Below are 16,948 nucleotides of genomic sequence, written 5' to 3' on the forward strand. Positions count from 1 at the left end.
GGTTCCTTTATGCGTATCGTTTTTATGGGTTCACCTGATTTTGCTATTCCAAGCCTCGAAAAACTAAATCAGACGGAACACGAAATCGTATCGGTAGTCAGTAATGTGGATAAGCGCAGAGGGCGGGGTGCTAAGCCATCACCAACTCCGGTAAAGGCAAAGGCATTGGAACTGGGATTACCGGTTATCGGAGTGGAAGAACTGGACGATCCGGCTTTTTATGAGAAACTAAAAGCCTTGGAGGCGGATCTTTATGTGGTAGTGGCCTTCCGAATATTACCTCCTGATATATTAGAGTTGCCCTCCAAAGGATCTATAAATCTGCATGCCTCGCTGTTACCGAAATACAGGGGAGCAGCCCCTATACACTGGGCGGTTATAAATGGAGAAGAAAAAACGGGTTGTACGGTTTTTTTCCTGAATGAAAAGGTCGATACGGGAAAAATTATTAAACAGAAGGCTACTGATATCGGTAGCAAGGAAACGACTGGTGATGTCTACAACCGATTGAAAGAGATGGGAAGCAGTTTGTTGGTTCAGGCAGTAGAAGAAATTGACCACGAAAGTTATGAACTGACCGAACAGGATGATGAGAAAGCCACTCCCGCGCCTAAATTATTCACTGAAGACTGTAAGATTGATTTTGACCGCCCGTCTAAAAAAGTACATGATAATATAAGGGGATTAAGTCCCTTTCCTACGGCATGGGCGACTCTCGACGGACTGAAATTCAATATGTATCGTTCGGAATTGGGTCCTGAGGATGCACTCAGAACCGGTGAGTTAAAGGTTGAAGACGGCCAGCTCATGGTGGGGTGCGCATCCGGCACCGTTATTTTAAAGGAGGTACAGCTGGAAGGGAAGCGGCGAATGAGCGGAAGTGACTTTATCAACGGTTACCATGGAGCTGGTATTTTAAAGTAAAATTTCTCTATGGAAAATTAATGTGATAATAATATTATACCTGTCAGGAAATTTCAGTTAATCAACAGATAAAAGTTAATTTTTTATGGAACAGTTACCTTTGCTCAAAGCTGCTGAGAAAGGAGATTTAAAAGAAGTAGAAAAACTGCTTAAAGCAGGAGCAGATATAAACGGAACTATTAAAAATGGAGCTTCGGCTCTTATTACGGCAGCCCAGCATGATCAGGAAAAAGTCGTTAGATACCTGCTTGAAGAAGGCGCTGACCCTAATTTGAAAACCGTTATGGGGGGAGCTGCGCTGAATAGGGCCGCTGAGAACGGAAATATAGGGATGATCCAATTATTAATTGAGCATGGGGCTGAAATTGGTGATCTGGCACTGATTGCAGCAGCCCGTGAGGGACAATTGGAGGCCGTACGCTACTTACATGAACAGGGGACTAACCTCAATGCCACCCAGCGTTGGGAGCAGACTGCTCTTATGCTTGCCGCACGAGACGGACATCTGGAAGTGGTGAAATATTTGCTTGATAACGGGGCGTCGGTTAAACGAAAAGACAAGAATGGAAATGGTGCCCTCGCCATGGCGCTCGATAATGATAATATGGAGATCGCCCGCCTGTTACGAAAAGCGGGTGCTACGGCAGAGAGTAAAGAGGAAACTGAAGAAGAACCAGAAGAGGACGAAGATTTTATGCAGGATTTTCCTCTTGATGAAATTCCTCCGGAGGATCTTGATCTGGATGAAGAAGAGGATTAAAATTATCATTCAATAATTTACAAAGTAGGGATTTACTGTTATTTTTAGGCGGCTTGATTATCGCCTGTACTGTTTTATAACACTCCATGCTATAAACAAGTATTTTACACTTAAACCGAGCTAAACTAAAAAGAATAAGTTTTATGGCTAAAATAAATGTAGGAATTAACGGATTCGGACGAATCGGCCGATTGGTTACACGATCCATATTGGCATACCACAAAGATGAAATTAATATTGTTGGTATCAACGATCTAACGGATGCGGAAACATTAGCATATCTATTTAAGCGTGACTCCGTTCACGGCACCTTTGAAGGTGAAGTTAATGTAAGTGAAGGAAGTATTACCATCGACGGAATGGAGATCGGTATTACAGCAGAGCGCGATCCGTCTAATCTAAAATGGGACGAACGTGGAGCGGACGTTGTAGTTGAATCTACCGGTTTATTCCGAACATATGATGCTGCTGCAAAACATCTTGAAGCTGGTGCTGAAAAAGTAATTATTTCTGCTCCTGCAAAAGGAGATAAAGAAGTGAAAACGGTAGTTTTAGGGGTCAATGATGAAATTATTGATGACGACACCCAAATCTATTCCAATGCCAGCTGTACTACTAATTGTTTGGCTCCAATGGTCAAAGTACTTAATGACTCCTTTGGTTTGGAGAAAGGATTCATGACGACGACTCATGCGTATACCGGTAGCCAAAATATACTGGACGGTCCGCATGGTGACCTGAGAAGAGGACGTACAGCCGCACATAATTTGGTCCCAACAACAACGGGAGCTGCACAAACCGTAGAACTTGTATTGCCGGAGCTTGAAGGAAAACTCGACGGAAGCGCTATTCGCGTTCCTGTACCCGATGGTTCACTTACGGATTTAACGGCAATTGTCGAGCAAGACGTTACGGTTGAACAGGTTCACGAGGCGTTTAAGAATGCTGCAGAAGGACCAATGAAAGGTGTGTTAGCCTACTCCGAAGAAGAACTGGTATCTACGGATATACTGAGCGATCCGCACTCTTGCATTTATGATTCCGGATTTACTAAGGCGAACGGTAAGTTAGTTAAGATTTTAGCGTGGTACGATAACGAAGCAGGTTATTCTGCACGTACAGCTGATCTGGTTACCAGAATCGTTTAATATAACTTCCAGTACTTTTTGATTTTGAGGCGGTGTATGATTTTCATGCACCGCCTTTTTTATTGGGAAGAACTTTTGAGGTTTGGTTTTTAGATGTATATGTCATCAAATACTGTAGGTCCGCTAGGACTCATGTTGGAGACTATACTCTTATTCTACCTGTTTTTTATTACCCTCTGGTAGTCGTCTGCTAGGGACCTGGGCAAAGTTTAAGATAGCAACTAATACCACCCCACCCACAGTATTTCCAATGGTGACAGCTGATAGTACATGTCCATAATCCAGCCACGATACTGCTCCTTCAAAAACTACGTAGGCCATCTCACAGGAGGCAATAATACAGTGAAACAGATCCGCTGAGGGGATCATAAACATCAATACGTAAACAATTATAAAACGGCCGGTCATATCGCGCGCGGCATGCACCAGCCAGACCATAGAGGCAACAAGCCATCCGGCCATAACTGCTTTCCAGAACAGATCCCACCATGGTAATTCGGCCGCATGCTCTCCAAACCGAAGGGCTGCCATGGCAGAATCGGTATTGAAAATCCCGGTATTGGATAATAGAAAAGCCAGGAGGGCTGCTCCCATAATGTTGGCAAAAAAAACAACGCCCCAGATTCTTAGCAATACCGGTAATTCGGTCAGTCGTGTCAATACAAGGGTGACCGGGGTGAGCGTGTTTTCGGTAAAAAGCTGATAGCGTCCCTATACAATGAGCAGGAATCCCAGCGGGTATAACAAGTTCCCGAGCAGCCCGGAGCCATCCCAGGGGCCTGCCCCCATAAATGTTGAACGCGCAAGAAAAGTGAGCCCCATAGAAAGTCCTGCTGTCAGACCACTTAAAAATAATAGTCGATCTGACCGGCTGAATTCTTCTTCGGCGGTAGCAACAATGCGATAAAAAAAAATCTCATCAGTCGAAAACATGTCCCGAATAGCACGCCCGCCGGTAGGGGCACCGCTTTACGAGGTATCTACTTGATTTTCAGGCTGATTGGGTGACATATATTGTGCGTTTAAACTAAATTATCAGAGCGTCTCGGATTTGACTTGGTATCTTTGGTTTCCAAAAGCTTATTTGGTCTTACACAATGTTGGGTTAAACTCCTTCCTCGTGGGCTATGTTCCTTATGACTTAGCTGACGGTTTGAAAAGAATTGTCAAAAGGGGTAGGCAGTAATAATGCTAAACTTTGGGTATCTTTATATAAGTAAGTATTTTCCTATGAAATAAATTCGGGACGTAGCGCAGTCCGGTAGCGCACCACGTTCGGGACGTGGGGGTCGCTGGTTCAAATCCAGTCGTCCCGACTATCAGTTTATTTTTAACTCTGGCCCTAACTTTTAATGCGAAGGAGAAGCAAGTATCGTAATGATTGATTGGCAAGAAATTCATAAAAAGACGGTAAATGGCAGTCCTGAACCGCCTAAAAGAGTAGAAAAGAGCGAGGCTGAATGGAAAGAGCAATTAACCGAAGAGCAATTCAGGGTTACGCGCAATAAGGGAACAGAAAAGCCTTATTCGGGGGAGTATTGCGAAGCACACCAGCCGGGGCTTTATGCGTGTGTCTGTTGTGGCACCGAGCTTTTTGACTCCTCAGAAAAATTTGAATCGGGTTCGGGCTGGCCCAGCTTTACCGAACCCGTTAAGGATAATGTGGTTCGCTATGAGGAGGACCAAAGCCTGGGAATGAACCGTATTGAAGTGCTGTGTAATGTATGTGATGCACACTTGGGACACGTCTTTCCCGATGGGCCCGAGCCCACCGGACTTCGGTACTGCATCAACTCCGCCTCACTGGAGTTGGTAGAAAAATCGTGACAAGATATTAGTAGTTCTATACTCATGCCTTCGGCACAGGAAAGTATACCGTACAACTCTGCGAAGAAGTAAGCACCGGATGTAAAAATCAGATATGTTATTTATAAATTCACATAGGTGAATTACAAAATGGCATATGTTATTTCAACAAAACATACGGATAAGTTTTTGAGCCGATCCGCTGAACTTACTCCAATCACAGGGATAAGCGAAGTGCCTCTCGTATGTTGTTAAGCCGTCCGACAATTTAATTGAAAGCTAGAGCAATCACTAATACTGCGGAACACTCTCATCAATTTCCTGCGACCAGGCCAGGATTCCCCCTTTTAGGTTGTATAGGTTGTCAAAACCGTACTTATCCCGGAGCTGTTTAATAGCATCGGCACTGCGCTGACCGCTACGACAATGGACAACCACTTTTTTATCCCGGCTTATTTTATCCGCATTTTCAGTTACCGTTTTGAGGGGAATAAGTTCCCCTCCGATTTCAGCAATTTCCACCTCGTGCGGTTCGCGAACGTCAATGAGCTGTACATCTTCGTTGGAATCCAGCCACGATTTATATTCCTGTACGGTTACTTCCGGAACCTCGGAATCTTTGCTTTCCTCTTCTTCTGAAGATGGGATGCCGCAGAAGGCCTCGTAATCAATGAGCTCAGTAATCTCAGGATTTTCTCCGGTCAGTGGATTATCCTTATTCTTAGTGACTTTAACTTTTCGGGTGCTGAAATTCTGGGCATCAAACAGGAATAATTGTCCCGCTAACGGTTCACCTATCCCAGTGATAATCTTGATAACTTCACTGGCTTGGAGGCATCCGATAATACCGGGGAGTACGCCTAAAACGCCCGCTTCGGCACAACTGGGTACAAGTCCGGGAGGGGGAGGTTCGGGAAAAAGATCACGGTAATTCGGCCCGCGGTTTCCTTCTTCATCTACATAGTTAAAAACGGAAAGTTGTCCCTCGAACTGAAAAATGGAACCGTGGACGTTTGGCTTATCCAGCATTACGCAGGCGTCATTAATCAGGTAACGAGTTGGAAAGTTATCGGTCCCGTCGGCAATTACATCGTAGTTTTCTATAATTTCAAGAGCGTTTTCACTTGTAAGCCGAACATTGTGAACCTGGATGTCTATATGCGGATTGATTTCCTGGAGGCGCTCTTTGGCAACCTCAACTTTGGATCTTCCCACATCAGAAGCTCCGAATAACACTTGCCTGTGCAGATTGCTTGCCTCGACTTTGTCAAAATCAACGATACCAATGGTACCAACCCCGGCTGCTGCGAGATACTGGAGCATGGGTGCTCCGAGTCCACCGGTACCAACGGCTAATACTTTAGCAGCTTTTAGTTTCTTCTGCCCTTCCATGCCAAATTCCGGTATTGAAAGATGACGACTGTAATGGCCGAGTTCATCACCCGAGAACTCTATGTCTTGCCAATTGCTCATAACTGTATGTAATTTTTAAAATTCTTAAATATTGCCTGGTTCATGCGGATACCAAATAACCAGTGGTAAACGTCTAAGGTTATTTTTTATTCAGTATGGTATTTGACAACCGCCCGCAATAGCGGGGACAATACTTATTTCTGTATCCTCATCGAGCTCTATGGTACCATTTTTAACGGGATCCACTTCCTCATCTTCGATATAGATTTTAATATACGACCGGATATTGCCGTCCTCATCCAACAGGTTCTGTTTTACCTCAGGATATTCATCCACAAATTGTGCGATAGCATCCGAGAGGTTGTTTTCCTGAGTCTCAAAACTGCGGTTTTGGTTCGTATATTTCCGCAAGGGTGTTGGAATAATAATCGTTGCCATAGTAATTACGTATTTAGGGTTTTAGCTTGTTGAAAGTTCTTTTTCTGATATTGTTTCTTCGTCAAATTGCCGTTCATCATTTAAGCGCCAGGAACGGGTAGCCGCTGCTTTTCCATTCTGCACTGATACAATAACATAGGAAAACCAGGGCATCGCTACTTTCCGGTCATGTTCGGAAGGTTCGGCCGGATGATCAGGGTGTGAGTGATATACCCCCAGTAAATCCAAGTCGTGATCAATAGCATATTTTTCAGCTTTTCGGTAATCATTGGGATCAATTTGAAAGCGTCTGCTCTGATCTCCTTCCTTTGCATTGTCAACCTGCTGAACAAACTGTACCTGGCGTATTTCTCCTTCCTGATCCTGTCCGTAGAAAAAACCGCAGCACTCATTGGGGTAATCAGCTTCAGCGTGCTGATGCATTTTCTGTAGCTCCTTATGAGTTATTTCAAGTTTCATAATTGTTAAAAAAGTTGGTTAAATATTTCCCCGTACTTGCTGGTATCATCAGGAAAAATGGTCACAATGACCCCTTCATCTAATTGTTCAGCGAGCTGTAGCGCTCCGGCCAGGTTAGCACCGGAAGAGGGACTGATTAATAATCCTTCTTTACGGGCCGTTAATTTTACAACCTCGTGGGCTTCTTCGGTGCTTACCGTTCGAATTTCATCGGGAACCGAAGAGTCATAAATTTTCGGTGTTATGGCTGTTTCCAGATGTTTCCATCCTTCCAGTCCATGCATCGCAAGATCAGGTTGTAAACCAATAAGTTGAATGTCAGGATATTGCTCTTTTAAAAAACGTGCTGTCCCCGTAAACGTTCCAGTCGTTCCCAGGCCCGTAATAAAGTGAGTTAGTGTGTGATCCGTTTGGTCCCAGATTTCTGGTCCTGTTGTATCGTAGTGCGCTTTCCAGTTACTTGGGTTGCTATATTGGTCGGCATAAAAGTATTTCTCGGGTTGTTCTTCAAAAATTGATTTAGCGACTCCCTGGGCTTCATCGGTCCCGCCACTACGAGAGGTTAATTTAAGATTAACCCCTAGTGCTTTTAGAATCTGTTTTCGTTCTTCTGAAGCATTTTCCGGCAGGCACAGGGTAACGGGTATATCAAGCGCTGCTCCAACATGTGCATAAGCAATACCAGTATTTCCACTGCTTGCATCCAACAGATGTTTGGTCTGGTCAAGTTTTCCATTTTTAATAGCATCACGGATTATTCGATAGGCAGGACGTGCTTTAACACTTCCGCCGAACTGTTGCCATTCTAATTTGGCAAAGATCTTAACATCTTTATTGGAATGAAGCTTTTGGATCGGAAAAAGTGGGGTTTCCCCGATATAAGAGCCAATAGTTAGGCTTCTTTGCTTTAAGTCGTCTATTTTATTTTCAATAAATTTTGCGGACTTCATATTGGAATAATTATATCATAAAATTTTATAAAGGGATAGATCATTGGCAGAGATAAAAGTTGGGATAAGAACCGGAACTGAAACCTGCTTTACAATAAGAAATTGAGAAAAATCAGGTTAGTTACTAACTACAACAACAGCAACAACACGCACAAGTTAAGTGCGTGAAAAGAGGGGAGGGTAATATATTAATTGCTGTTAGCAAAGTTAGTTGAGTCATATTAATGACACTTTAAATAGTGCTTTATGATAAATTATAAAGTACTAATTTTTTTATTAAATCCAATGAAAAATGCTTTAATCCGGTAATAAATGGAATATCTCTAACACCGATACAGCTATTTTCGTTTCCTGATTATCATCGGAAATTGACTTTCCAGCCGGAATGTTAAAGGGATGTAATTTTTTTAAAAAAAGAGTTGACATAAATAATTATAGTTTCTAATGTATAGGCGCACTGATGGGCCGATGCCATCGTAAGCAATAGAATTTTTTTTTATGAATACTCAAAATCAGATCCACAACTTTTCGATGATACCCACTACCATGTGTGTTATGTGTATGTGTTGTTGTATGTGTATGCCGAGAGGTAGTGGAACTGATATGTCAAAATGAGTTATAGAAACTGACTGTCAAAAGCCCACTACCTGTCGCAGGTAGTGGGCTTTTTTGATTGTTAAAACACCCACCCACCTGCGTCAGAAGGGCTTTGTGACTATTTATTTAATCACCTAACCCAAAACAAAAAACACAAAGCAATAAATATTATGCCTGACGTATTAACTAACGAAAAAGTACTTGTTACCACAGATTGGGCCGCTGATCATCTTAATGATGAAGGCGTCCGATTCGTAGAAGTTGACGTAGATACCGAATCCTATGATTCCGGTCATATTCCCGGTGCCGTAGGATGGAACTGGAAAAACCAATTGCAGGATACGCTGCAGCGCTCGATTGCGTCTCAAGAAGATTTCGAGCAGTTACTGCAAGAATCGGGTATCGATAACGATACTACAATTGTACTCTACGGAGATAATAACAACTGGTTTGCTGCATGGGCCTACTGGCTATTAAAGTATTATGGGCACGAAGATGCTCGTATTCTGGACGGTGGCCGTAAGAAGTGGCAAGCCGAAAATCGTGAATTGACGACCGATGAGCCGGATCTTAGCGCTGGTGATTATTCCATTGAGAGCGTAAATAAAGAATATCGTGCCTTCCGCAATGATGTTGCCGAACTTATAGAGGGCGACGATTTTGGCTTGGTGGATGTTCGTTCTCCTGAAGAGTTCAGTGGCGAAAAACTGGGTCCTGAAGGACTAAATGAAGGTGCTCAGCGTGGTGGCCATATACCCGGTGCATCCAATATACCTTGGTCTAAGGCGGTCAATGAGGACGGCACATTCAAGAGTAAGGAAGAATTACAGAAAATTTACGAGAATGAGGGAGTTACACCAGACAAAGAGATTATCGCATACTGCCGTATTGGTGAACGATCAGCACACTCCTGGTTTGTACTTAACGAGTTGCTCGAGTATCCAACCGTTCGAAATTACGACGGTTCATGGACTGAATGGGGTAACTTGGTAAATGCACCTATTGAGCGGTAATTTCTAACTATAAACAACTGGAAATCCTTTATGGGTTCTCGACGAAAACGAACAAAAAGTAAAATCGAAGTCATAAAGGAGAACAGCGATTATCTGCGAGCGCCTCTTGCTGAAGAAGTGGGGAATGATTCTTCCCACTTCGGCAAGGAGGCGATCCAGGTGCTTAAATTTCACGGCACCTACCAGCAAGATGATCGTGATCTCCGAGAAGGCCGAGACCGACACTATATTTTTATGATCCGGGGACGATTGCCCGGTGGTAAAATGACTCCCGAACAATATCTTGCGATTGATGAAATCGCCGATGAATATGCGGATCAGACGCTGAGGGTTACCACCCGGCAGGCGTTTCAATTGCATGGGATCATTAAGGACGAGCTCAAAGAAACATTGCAGGAAATCAATAATTCATTGATTACTACACTGGGAGCCTGCGGAGATATTGTCCGAAATGTAATGGCGACACCTGCACCTGATATCGATGGCCGTCAGGCTAAAGTTCAGGCATTTGCCGATGATCTTTCGGATATTCTCCTTCCGGCCAGTAAAGCCTATCACGAGGTATGGCTGAATGGGGATAAAGTATATTCTGGAAAGGAAGAGGTTACGGAAAGTGAACCTCTGTATGGACACAGCTACTTGCCACGTAAATTCAAGGTAGGAATCGCACTGCCCAAAGATAACAGTATTGACGCCTATACACAGGATATCGGGTTGGTAGCATTGTTCGATGATGATAATGAAATCGAAGGCTTCAACGTGATTGTCGGTGGAGGCATGGGTATGAACCACCGCAAAGAAGAAACATTTCCCCGGCTTGGTGATGATCTTGGATACATTCCCAAAGAGAAAGTGGTAGATGTGGTTAAAACAATCATTGAGATACAGCGCGATCACGGGGATCGAAAGAACCGCAAGCAAGCCCGAATGAAGTACCTGATTCATAAATGGGGACTGGAAAAATTTGAAAACGAACTCGTAGAACGCCTTGGATATGAGCTGGAGCCCTTTCGAGAGCTGCCGGACTTTGAACTGGATCTTTATCTTGGCTGGAATAAGCAGTCGGATGGCAACTGGTTTTTAGGACTCTCCATTGAAAACGGTCGCATCAAAGATGAGGGCGCACTTCAGCTGAAAACGGCACTTCGTAAGATTGTTAAAGAGTATGAGACGGGTGTTCGATTGACCCCGAACCATAACGTCATTCTTACGGATATATCTGAGGATGATAAAGCTGCTATAGAGCAGATCTTTGATGAGCATGGAGTATTGCTGGATGATGAGCTTTCCAATGCAATCAAGTATTCGATGGCATGCCCGGCCCTTCCTACCTGTGGACTTGCCATTACTGAATCGGAGCGTGCGCTTCCGGATATCATCAGAGATTTGGATGACGTACTCCATGAACTTGGTCTCGAAGACGAGAAGCTGTCTGTGCGTATGACAGGCTGCCCAAATGGCTGTTCCAGACCCTATGTAGCGGATATTGGTTTTGTAGGGCGCTCGCTTGATAAATATTCTATTTTTATTGGTGGAGATCCTTCCGGAACCCGGTTAAATAGCCGTTACAAAGATCTGGTTGAACGTAAAAATCTCGTAAATGAGGTTCGTCCCTTACTCGAGCACTTTAAAGATAATCGTGTAAATGGCGAATCATTTGGAGACTTCTGGGAAAGAGTCGGGATTGAAGAAGTCGAACAAGTTACTGCATAACAATCATAACATCGTACTATGAGTATTCAACCACATCAATACCAGAACTGTGGAAAAGTTTACCTTGTTGGAGCAGGGCCGGGAGATCCCGACTTGATTACCGTTAAGGGGGCAAAAGTGCTGGGAGAGGCCGATGTAATTGTATATGATCGGCTGGCTAATCCGGAACTTTTGTCACTTACCCGGGATCGCTCAGAGCACCTTTATGTCGGGAAACGCCCCGGCAAGCCATCGGTTTCGCAAGAACAGATTAATCACATTTTAATCACCAAAGCTCAGGAAGGTAAAACGGTGGTGAGACTTAAGGGAGGAGATCCTTTTGTCTTTGGCCGGGGAGGGGAGGAATGTGAGGCATTGCGTAAAGAGGATATTCCGTTTGAGATAGTACCGGGTATTAGCAGTGCCTTGGCTGCTCCGGCCTTTGCCGGTATTCCGGTAACGCATCGAAATGTGGCACGATCATTTACGGTAGTTACCGGACATACTATTAAGAAAGCAGATACTTTTGCTAACTGGGAACACCTGGTCAACGCCGATACGCTTGTTATTCTTATGGGAATGAAGAGTCTTCCAAAAATAGCTGAAATTTTGATAAGATACGGCCGGAAAGCAGATACACCTGTAGCTGTTATTGAGCAGGCGACTTATCAATCCCAGCGAACGGTATTAGGAACTTTGGAAAATATTGCTGAGAAAGCTGTGTCGCTGTCTCCACCTGGTACAATCGTAATTGGAGAATTAGCTGCCAAAAGCAATGACTTAGCGTGGTTTCAGACAGAAGAAAAGGCAGAAGTCACTTTTAATACCAGTTTACGAACGCAATTTGCAGGTTAAAACTATTAACAATGCAGAAGCTAAAAGAAAAAATTATTCCAAACCAAAAACTTTCTCCAGAGCTGCTGGATAATCTTAATGCACAGTTTGAAGTAGCTGGTCCTGATGAGGTATTGCTATGGGCATACCATACTTTTGGATCTGATATGACACTCGGGACAGGCTTTGGTCCGTCGGGAATGTTTTTAATCTATCGTCTTTGGGAGTTGGGAGTAGAAATCCCGATTTTCTACCTGGATACGAATCTGCTGTTTGATGAAACTTATAAACTCAAAGATCGCATCGAAGAGCGGTATGATTTCGAAATAACTAGGGTGACCCCCGAGCTTTCAGTGGACGAGCAAGCAGAAAAATATGGTGATGAACTTTGGAACAAAAATCCGAATCGCTGCTGCTACCTTCGAAAAGTACGCCCACTCCGTAATTATCTTTCGGATAAAAGGGCATGGGTAACAGGTATTCGTAGAAGTCAGTCTGAAAGCCGACGTGATACCCAGTTTGTAGAATGGGATCCCGAGAACAATGTGGTTAAGATTAATCCCCTTGCCAGCTGGACCGGAGATGAGGTATGGAACTATATCCGTTCTAAAGGACTTCCATACAATCCTCTGCATGATGAAGGTTATCCTAGTATAGGTTGTATTCCTTGTACACAGCCCGCAGATGGAAAAACCGATGATCGGCGTACCGGGCGTTGGAACGGCTCTGATAAAACGGAGTGTGGTATTCATCTGCCAACACAACAAAAAAATGGCAAGAAAAATAAATTAACACCAAACAATAAATAGCGATATTATGGAGATGTTTCCCATTTATTTACGCCGATTGGATGAGCGTAAAACGGTGATCGTCGGCGGTGACCACGAAGCGGAAGGGAAGGTTGAACAGCTTCTCGAACGAAATGCCAGGTTAACGGTTATTAGCCCTCACCTGACAGAGAAACTACAGCGGTGGGCAGGGGAGAGGCGCTTCGAATGGATTCCCCGAAGGTATAAGCAAGGTGATCTGGAAGGGGCTTTTATGGCAATTGTAGCCCAATTTGAGGGGAATACAAATAAGGTAGCTTATCAGGAGGCCAAAGAGAGAGGTATTTTAATCAATGTAATGGATGATCTGTCTCATGCAAACTTTGCTTTTGGATCAATCGTAAAACGCGGTCCACTAACTATTTCTATATCCACCAGTGGCGCAGCCCCTGCTTTATCTGTTCGATTACGACAGCGTTTCGAGAAAGAATTTGGTCCCGAATATGGAACTTTTCTGGAGTTCATGCAGAAACTGAGGGATCCAATGTCCAAACATCATGATAAGTTTGAAACTCGTAAAAAACTGTGGTATGAAGTGATAGATTCGGAGGTGCTTACTCTTTTTAGAGAAGAAAAAATTAGTGAAGCCTATCAGAGAACTGCGGATATTGTAGGCGAAGAAGTAGTGGAAGCTGCCTTGGGCACCTACAAATATTAATTGAGTGATGATAACGATTGCTATTACATTTTTGTAAGAAAAGTATTTATACACTAAACCCAATAATCATAATTTAGATAACAAAACTTAACCATGGCTTATATTGTAGCTGAGCCCTGCATTAATTGTAAATATACCCACTGTGCCGCTGTTTGTCCGGTTGATGCCTTTCGGGAAGGACCTAATTTTTTGGTCATTGATCCTTTTGAGTGTATTGATTGCGACGCCTGTGTACCCGAATGTCCCGTAGAGGCAATTTATCCGGATGATGAACTGCCCCTGGAGTGGGAGCACTATATCGATCTCAATGATCGGTTGTCCGAAAAGTGGATGGAACACCATATCACTGAAACAACGGATCCGTTACCGGATGCTGATGACTGGGCTGAGAAGGAAGATAAAGATGACCTTCTTGAGGAGTCATGGGCATAATATTTTAAACGGGATAGAACCATAACATTACTTTTACCTGGCTCTAACCTTATTGGGTTAGAGCCTTTTTTATTTTCACTCGGTTCCATCTATCACATAAAAAAGGCCTGACATTAATGTCCGGCCTTTTCTAATTGGTAAGTATATATAAAAAATTAACCTACCCGGCTATCAACCGGGTAGGTTATATCAGCCAATAGAAGACATCCATTGATAGGTGTCTTCGAGAGTTGAATATTGGATACCAGTAATGGTATCATAAAGTCTTTGAGCAAAGGGACCGATTTGTTCTCGATCTGTTACAATAGTTTGTCCCTTGTGGTTGATGGAACCTACCGGTGAAATAACGGCAGCAGTACCTGTTCCAAATATTTCTTCGAGATTTCCTTTGTCATCTTCTTCGAAGATCTCATCGATGGTAAGGGGACGCTGGTGTATGGGTGTATCCCATTTATCGGCAAGCTGAATGACAGAGTCACGTGTTATTCCTCCCAGAATTGAACCATTTAGTGATGGGGTATACAACTCACCATTAATTTTGAAGAAGATATTCATCGTACCTACTTCTTCAATATATTTGTGCTCGTGAGCATCTAACCAGATAATTTGGGTAAATCCGTTTTCTTTGGCTTTTTTGGCCGGAAGAAGAGTGGGTCCATAATTACATGCCGTCTTTACAAATCCGGATCCTCCTTTAACAGCCCGAATATAGTCTTCGGTAGTCGTCAAATTAACCGGATCAAATCCCTCTTCATAATAAGCACCAACGGGTGAAGTAAGGACAATCAAGCGATATGTCTGCGCTGGCTTAACGCCCAGGCATGCATCCGCGGCAAAAACTATTGGCCGTATATATAGTGCATTTCCATACTTTTCCGGAACCCAATCCCGATCGATAGCAATAAGTTTTTTGATCGCCTTGCCCAAAAGATTGGCATCCGGTTGAGGAATACACATTCGGGCACAGGAATTGTTAAATCGATTTAGATGGTCTTGGAGTCGAAAAATGTTTACGTCGCCATCCTCGCTTTTGAAAGCCTTCATCCCTTCAAAAACCGTTTGTCCGTAGTGAAGGGTGGCAGTAGCGGGAGAGAGTGAGAGATCACCAAATGGTACAACCTTAGGTTGCTGCCATTGCCCATCTCGGTATTCCATACTTAGCATATGATCAGAGAAAACATCTCCAAAACCAGGATTATCCAGATCTACGGAATGAATCCGGCTTTCTCCTTTACGTTCTACCTGGAGAAATGAAGAATCCTGCTGTTTAGCTGTCTGAGGAATGGCTGACGACTGACGGTTCATAACAGGTTGCCTGGTTGCATCTTAGGATTTAAATGTTTGAGAACAGCACTTCCCATCTCAGAAGTATCAACCAGATATTCCTTGGAAGGATTGGAAGCAATGTCACCGGTTCGGAACCCATCCTGAAGGGTAGCCTGTATGGCGTCTTCAATTTCCTGAGCTGCTTCGGGCATATCGAGCGAATAGCGGCACATTAAGGCTATAGAAGCAATAGCTGCCAGCGGATTTGCTTTATTTTGTCCCGCTATATCAGGTGCGGATCCGTGAACCGGTTCATACATGGCATACTTTTCTCCGATACTGGCAGAGGGAAGCATCCCGATAGAACCGGTAATCATTGCGGCGGCATCACTCAGGATATCGCCGAACATATTTCCAGTTAGAATAACATCAAATTGTTTGGGATCGCGGATCAGCTGCATGGCACAATTATCGACCAGCATGTGGCTTAGGGAAATTTCGGGCCACTGGCTGGCTGAGTCTATCACGGTACGCCGCCACAACCGAGAAGAATCCAATACATTGGATTTATCTACTGAGGTGACCTTGCGATTACGGTCGGTGGCCATCTCAAATGCCTTATGGGCGATACGTTCAATCTCGTGTGTTTCATAGGCCAAGGTATCAACACCGCGTTCCCCGGCAGAAGTTTGTTCAATAAATCTCGGTCGCCCAAAATAGATTCCACCTGTTAATTCACGCAGGATGAGAATATCAACTCCATTAACAATTTCTTCTTTAAGCGGAGAAGAATGAATAAGCGATTGATGGGTTGTTATGGGACGCAAGTTAGCAAATAGTCCGAGCTCCTTGCGAAGACCTAATAAAGCAGCCTCGGGACGTTTATCTTTAGGTTCTTCATTCCATTTGTCGCCTCCAACAGCACCTAATAGAACCGCCGGTACTTCTTTACAGGCTTCGAGCGCTTTTTCGGTGAGGGGGCGTCCATAGCGATCTATGCTTGCACCTCCCACGTCAAAAGAGCGGGTTTTTAGCTTATAGCCGTGACGTTTACAAACGGTTTCTAAAACATTTACGGCTTCCCGGGTTACTTCCGGGCCAATACCGTCGCCGGGTAAAACAACAATTTCTTTGGTTACTGACATGGGATCATTCCTTCTTTACGTGCAAATTCAAAAATTCCGCCTGCCTGAACGATATCTGCTACACTGCCCAAGGGGCGAATTTCATAGGTTTCATCTTGTGTAATATTGTGAACCGAACGATTTTGAGGATCAATCCGGAGAGTATCGCCTGTAGATACTTTGGAACTGAGGTCTTCCAGGCTTTCGTAGGGAACGACAAAGCCACCATCTACAGAATTACGATAGAAGATCCGGGCAAAAGTGGGCGCAATAATAGCCTGGATGCCTGCAATATCGAGAGATGCAGGAGCGTGCTCGCGAGACGAACCACATCCAAAATTAGGCCCCCCAACTATAATACTATATTCGCTTTCGAATTTATCTTCTTCAACTAATGGGGTATTACCCTCAGGCAAACCAGATTCAGCATCTGGGACACCTGAGAGGGCATATCGCCCATAAAATTTTCGTTCCTCGGGATCATCGAGGCTATAGACTAAGTGCTCAGCCGGGATAATTTGATCGGTATCGATATTTTTCCCAAGAACAAAAGCCTTTCCTTCAATTTGTTGTTCGTTCGACATAATTTGTATTAGCGATTAATAAT

At 43.9% G+C, this 16,948-nt stretch carries 18 protein-coding genes, 1 tRNA gene and 1 pseudogene; 11 read left to right on the forward strand and 9 right to left on the reverse strand.

Annotated elements, in window-relative coordinates; all coding sequences use genetic code 11:
• The first annotated feature begins 9 nt into the window (after positions 1–9).
• The 3 genes from fmt (at position 10) to gap (ending at position 2,832) form a co-directional block, all read left to right on the forward strand.
• A complete protein-coding gene (gene fmt, locus ABEB05_RS10750) occupies positions 10–924 on the forward strand; it encodes a methionyl-tRNA formyltransferase (protein ID WP_265790017.1) in 915 nt (304 codons plus the stop codon).
• 85 nt (positions 925–1,009) lie between these two features.
• A complete protein-coding gene (locus tag ABEB05_RS10755) occupies positions 1,010–1,684 on the forward strand; it encodes an ankyrin repeat domain-containing protein (RefSeq protein ID WP_265790019.1) in 675 nt (224 codons plus the stop codon).
• 143 nt (positions 1,685–1,827) lie between these two features.
• Positions 1,828–2,832, forward strand: a complete 1,005-nt coding sequence (gene gap / locus ABEB05_RS10760; RefSeq protein WP_265790020.1) for a type I glyceraldehyde-3-phosphate dehydrogenase — start codon at positions 1,828–1,830, stop codon at positions 2,830–2,832.
• A gap of 150 nt (positions 2,833–2,982) precedes the next feature.
• Here gap and ABEB05_RS10765 read toward each other — a convergent pair.
• Positions 2,983–3,528: pseudogene (locus ABEB05_RS10765) on the reverse strand (formate/nitrite transporter family protein); the annotation flags it as partial.
• A 15-nt stretch (positions 3,529–3,543) separates the two neighbouring features.
• Positions 3,544–3,765 (reverse strand): hypothetical protein, encoded by a 222-nt coding sequence (locus ABEB05_RS10770; protein WP_265790021.1) that lies wholly within the window; start codon positions 3,763–3,765, stop codon positions 3,544–3,546.
• Positions 3,766–4,074: 309 nt separating this feature from the next.
• Here ABEB05_RS10770 and ABEB05_RS10775 point away from each other — a divergent pair.
• Both ABEB05_RS10775 and msrB read left to right on the forward strand, forming a co-directional pair.
• Positions 4,075–4,148: transfer RNA gene (locus ABEB05_RS10775), tRNA-Pro, on the forward strand.
• 61 nt (positions 4,149–4,209) lie between these two features.
• On the forward strand, positions 4,210–4,659 hold the full coding sequence (gene msrB, locus ABEB05_RS10780; RefSeq protein ID WP_265790022.1) for a peptide-methionine (R)-S-oxide reductase MsrB: 450 nt from the start codon (positions 4,210–4,212) through the stop codon (positions 4,657–4,659).
• Between the two features lie 270 nt (positions 4,660–4,929).
• Here msrB and moeB read toward each other — a convergent pair whose 3' ends face one another.
• The 4 genes from moeB to ABEB05_RS10800 form a co-directional block, all read right to left on the reverse strand.
• The gene (moeB, locus tag ABEB05_RS10785) at positions 4,930–6,111 is read right to left on the reverse strand and encodes a molybdopterin-synthase adenylyltransferase MoeB (protein ID WP_265790023.1); all 1,182 of its coding nucleotides are present in this window, start codon (positions 6,109–6,111) and stop codon (positions 4,930–4,932) included.
• A gap of 90 nt (positions 6,112–6,201) precedes the next feature.
• Positions 6,202–6,489 (reverse strand): MoaD/ThiS family protein, encoded by a 288-nt coding sequence (locus ABEB05_RS10790; protein ID WP_265790025.1) that lies wholly within the window; start codon positions 6,487–6,489, stop codon positions 6,202–6,204.
• A 21-nt stretch (positions 6,490–6,510) separates the two neighbouring features.
• On the reverse strand, positions 6,511–6,948 hold the full coding sequence (locus tag ABEB05_RS10795) for a M67 family metallopeptidase (protein ID WP_265790026.1): 438 nt from the start codon (positions 6,946–6,948) through the stop codon (positions 6,511–6,513).
• A 5-nt stretch (positions 6,949–6,953) separates the two neighbouring features.
• On the reverse strand, positions 6,954–7,898 hold the full coding sequence (locus ABEB05_RS10800; RefSeq protein ID WP_265790028.1) for a PLP-dependent cysteine synthase family protein: 945 nt from the start codon (positions 7,896–7,898) through the stop codon (positions 6,954–6,956).
• A gap of 767 nt (positions 7,899–8,665) precedes the next feature.
• On the opposite strand from ABEB05_RS10800, the gene ABEB05_RS10805 reads away from it, so the two are divergent.
• From ABEB05_RS10805 to ABEB05_RS10830, 6 genes are all read left to right on the forward strand, one after another.
• Positions 8,666–9,508 (forward strand): sulfurtransferase, encoded by an 843-nt coding sequence (locus tag ABEB05_RS10805; RefSeq protein ID WP_265790030.1) that lies wholly within the window; start codon positions 8,666–8,668, stop codon positions 9,506–9,508.
• A gap of 30 nt (positions 9,509–9,538) precedes the next feature.
• Entirely contained in the window at positions 9,539–11,221 is a 1,683-nt protein-coding gene (locus ABEB05_RS10810) for an NADPH-dependent assimilatory sulfite reductase hemoprotein subunit (RefSeq protein WP_265790031.1), read from the forward strand.
• A gap of 18 nt (positions 11,222–11,239) precedes the next feature.
• Positions 11,240–12,055 (forward strand): uroporphyrinogen-III C-methyltransferase, encoded by an 816-nt coding sequence (gene cobA / locus ABEB05_RS10815; RefSeq protein ID WP_265790033.1) that lies wholly within the window; start codon positions 11,240–11,242, stop codon positions 12,053–12,055.
• A gap of 11 nt (positions 12,056–12,066) precedes the next feature.
• A complete protein-coding gene (locus ABEB05_RS10820) occupies positions 12,067–12,843 on the forward strand; it encodes a phosphoadenylyl-sulfate reductase (protein ID WP_265790036.1) in 777 nt (258 codons plus the stop codon).
• 7 nt (positions 12,844–12,850) lie between these two features.
• Positions 12,851–13,519: a precorrin-2 dehydrogenase/sirohydrochlorin ferrochelatase family protein gene (locus ABEB05_RS10825; protein ID WP_265790038.1), complete on the forward strand. Its 669-nt coding sequence runs from the start codon at positions 12,851–12,853 to the stop codon at positions 13,517–13,519.
• A 93-nt stretch (positions 13,520–13,612) separates the two neighbouring features.
• A complete protein-coding gene (locus ABEB05_RS10830) occupies positions 13,613–13,951 on the forward strand; it encodes a ferredoxin family protein (RefSeq protein ID WP_265790040.1) in 339 nt (112 codons plus the stop codon).
• A 189-nt stretch (positions 13,952–14,140) separates the two neighbouring features.
• On the opposite strand, the gene ABEB05_RS10835 is transcribed toward ABEB05_RS10830, so the two are convergent.
• Genes ABEB05_RS10835 through ABEB05_RS10845 form a run of 3 tightly spaced genes read right to left on the reverse strand, consistent with a single transcriptional unit; the run spans position 14,141 to position 16,925 of the window.
• On the reverse strand, positions 14,141–15,256 hold the full coding sequence (locus tag ABEB05_RS10835) for a branched-chain amino acid aminotransferase (protein ID WP_265790042.1): 1,116 nt from the start codon (positions 15,254–15,256) through the stop codon (positions 14,141–14,143).
• A complete protein-coding gene (gene leuB / locus ABEB05_RS10840; RefSeq protein WP_265790044.1) occupies positions 15,253–16,362 on the reverse strand; it encodes a 3-isopropylmalate dehydrogenase in 1,110 nt (369 codons plus the stop codon). The genes ABEB05_RS10835 and leuB overlap by 4 nt, the downstream gene beginning before the upstream one ends.
• Positions 16,353–16,925: a hypothetical protein gene (locus ABEB05_RS10845; protein ID WP_265790046.1), complete on the reverse strand. Its 573-nt coding sequence runs from the start codon at positions 16,923–16,925 to the stop codon at positions 16,353–16,355. The genes leuB and ABEB05_RS10845 overlap by 10 nt, the downstream gene beginning before the upstream one ends.
• Between the last annotated feature and the right edge of the window lie 23 nt (positions 16,926–16,948).

Source organism: Fodinibius salicampi, assembly GCF_039545095.1.
In the GTDB taxonomy this organism is placed as follows: domain Bacteria; phylum Bacteroidota; class Rhodothermia; order Balneolales; family Balneolaceae; genus Fodinibius; species Fodinibius salicampi.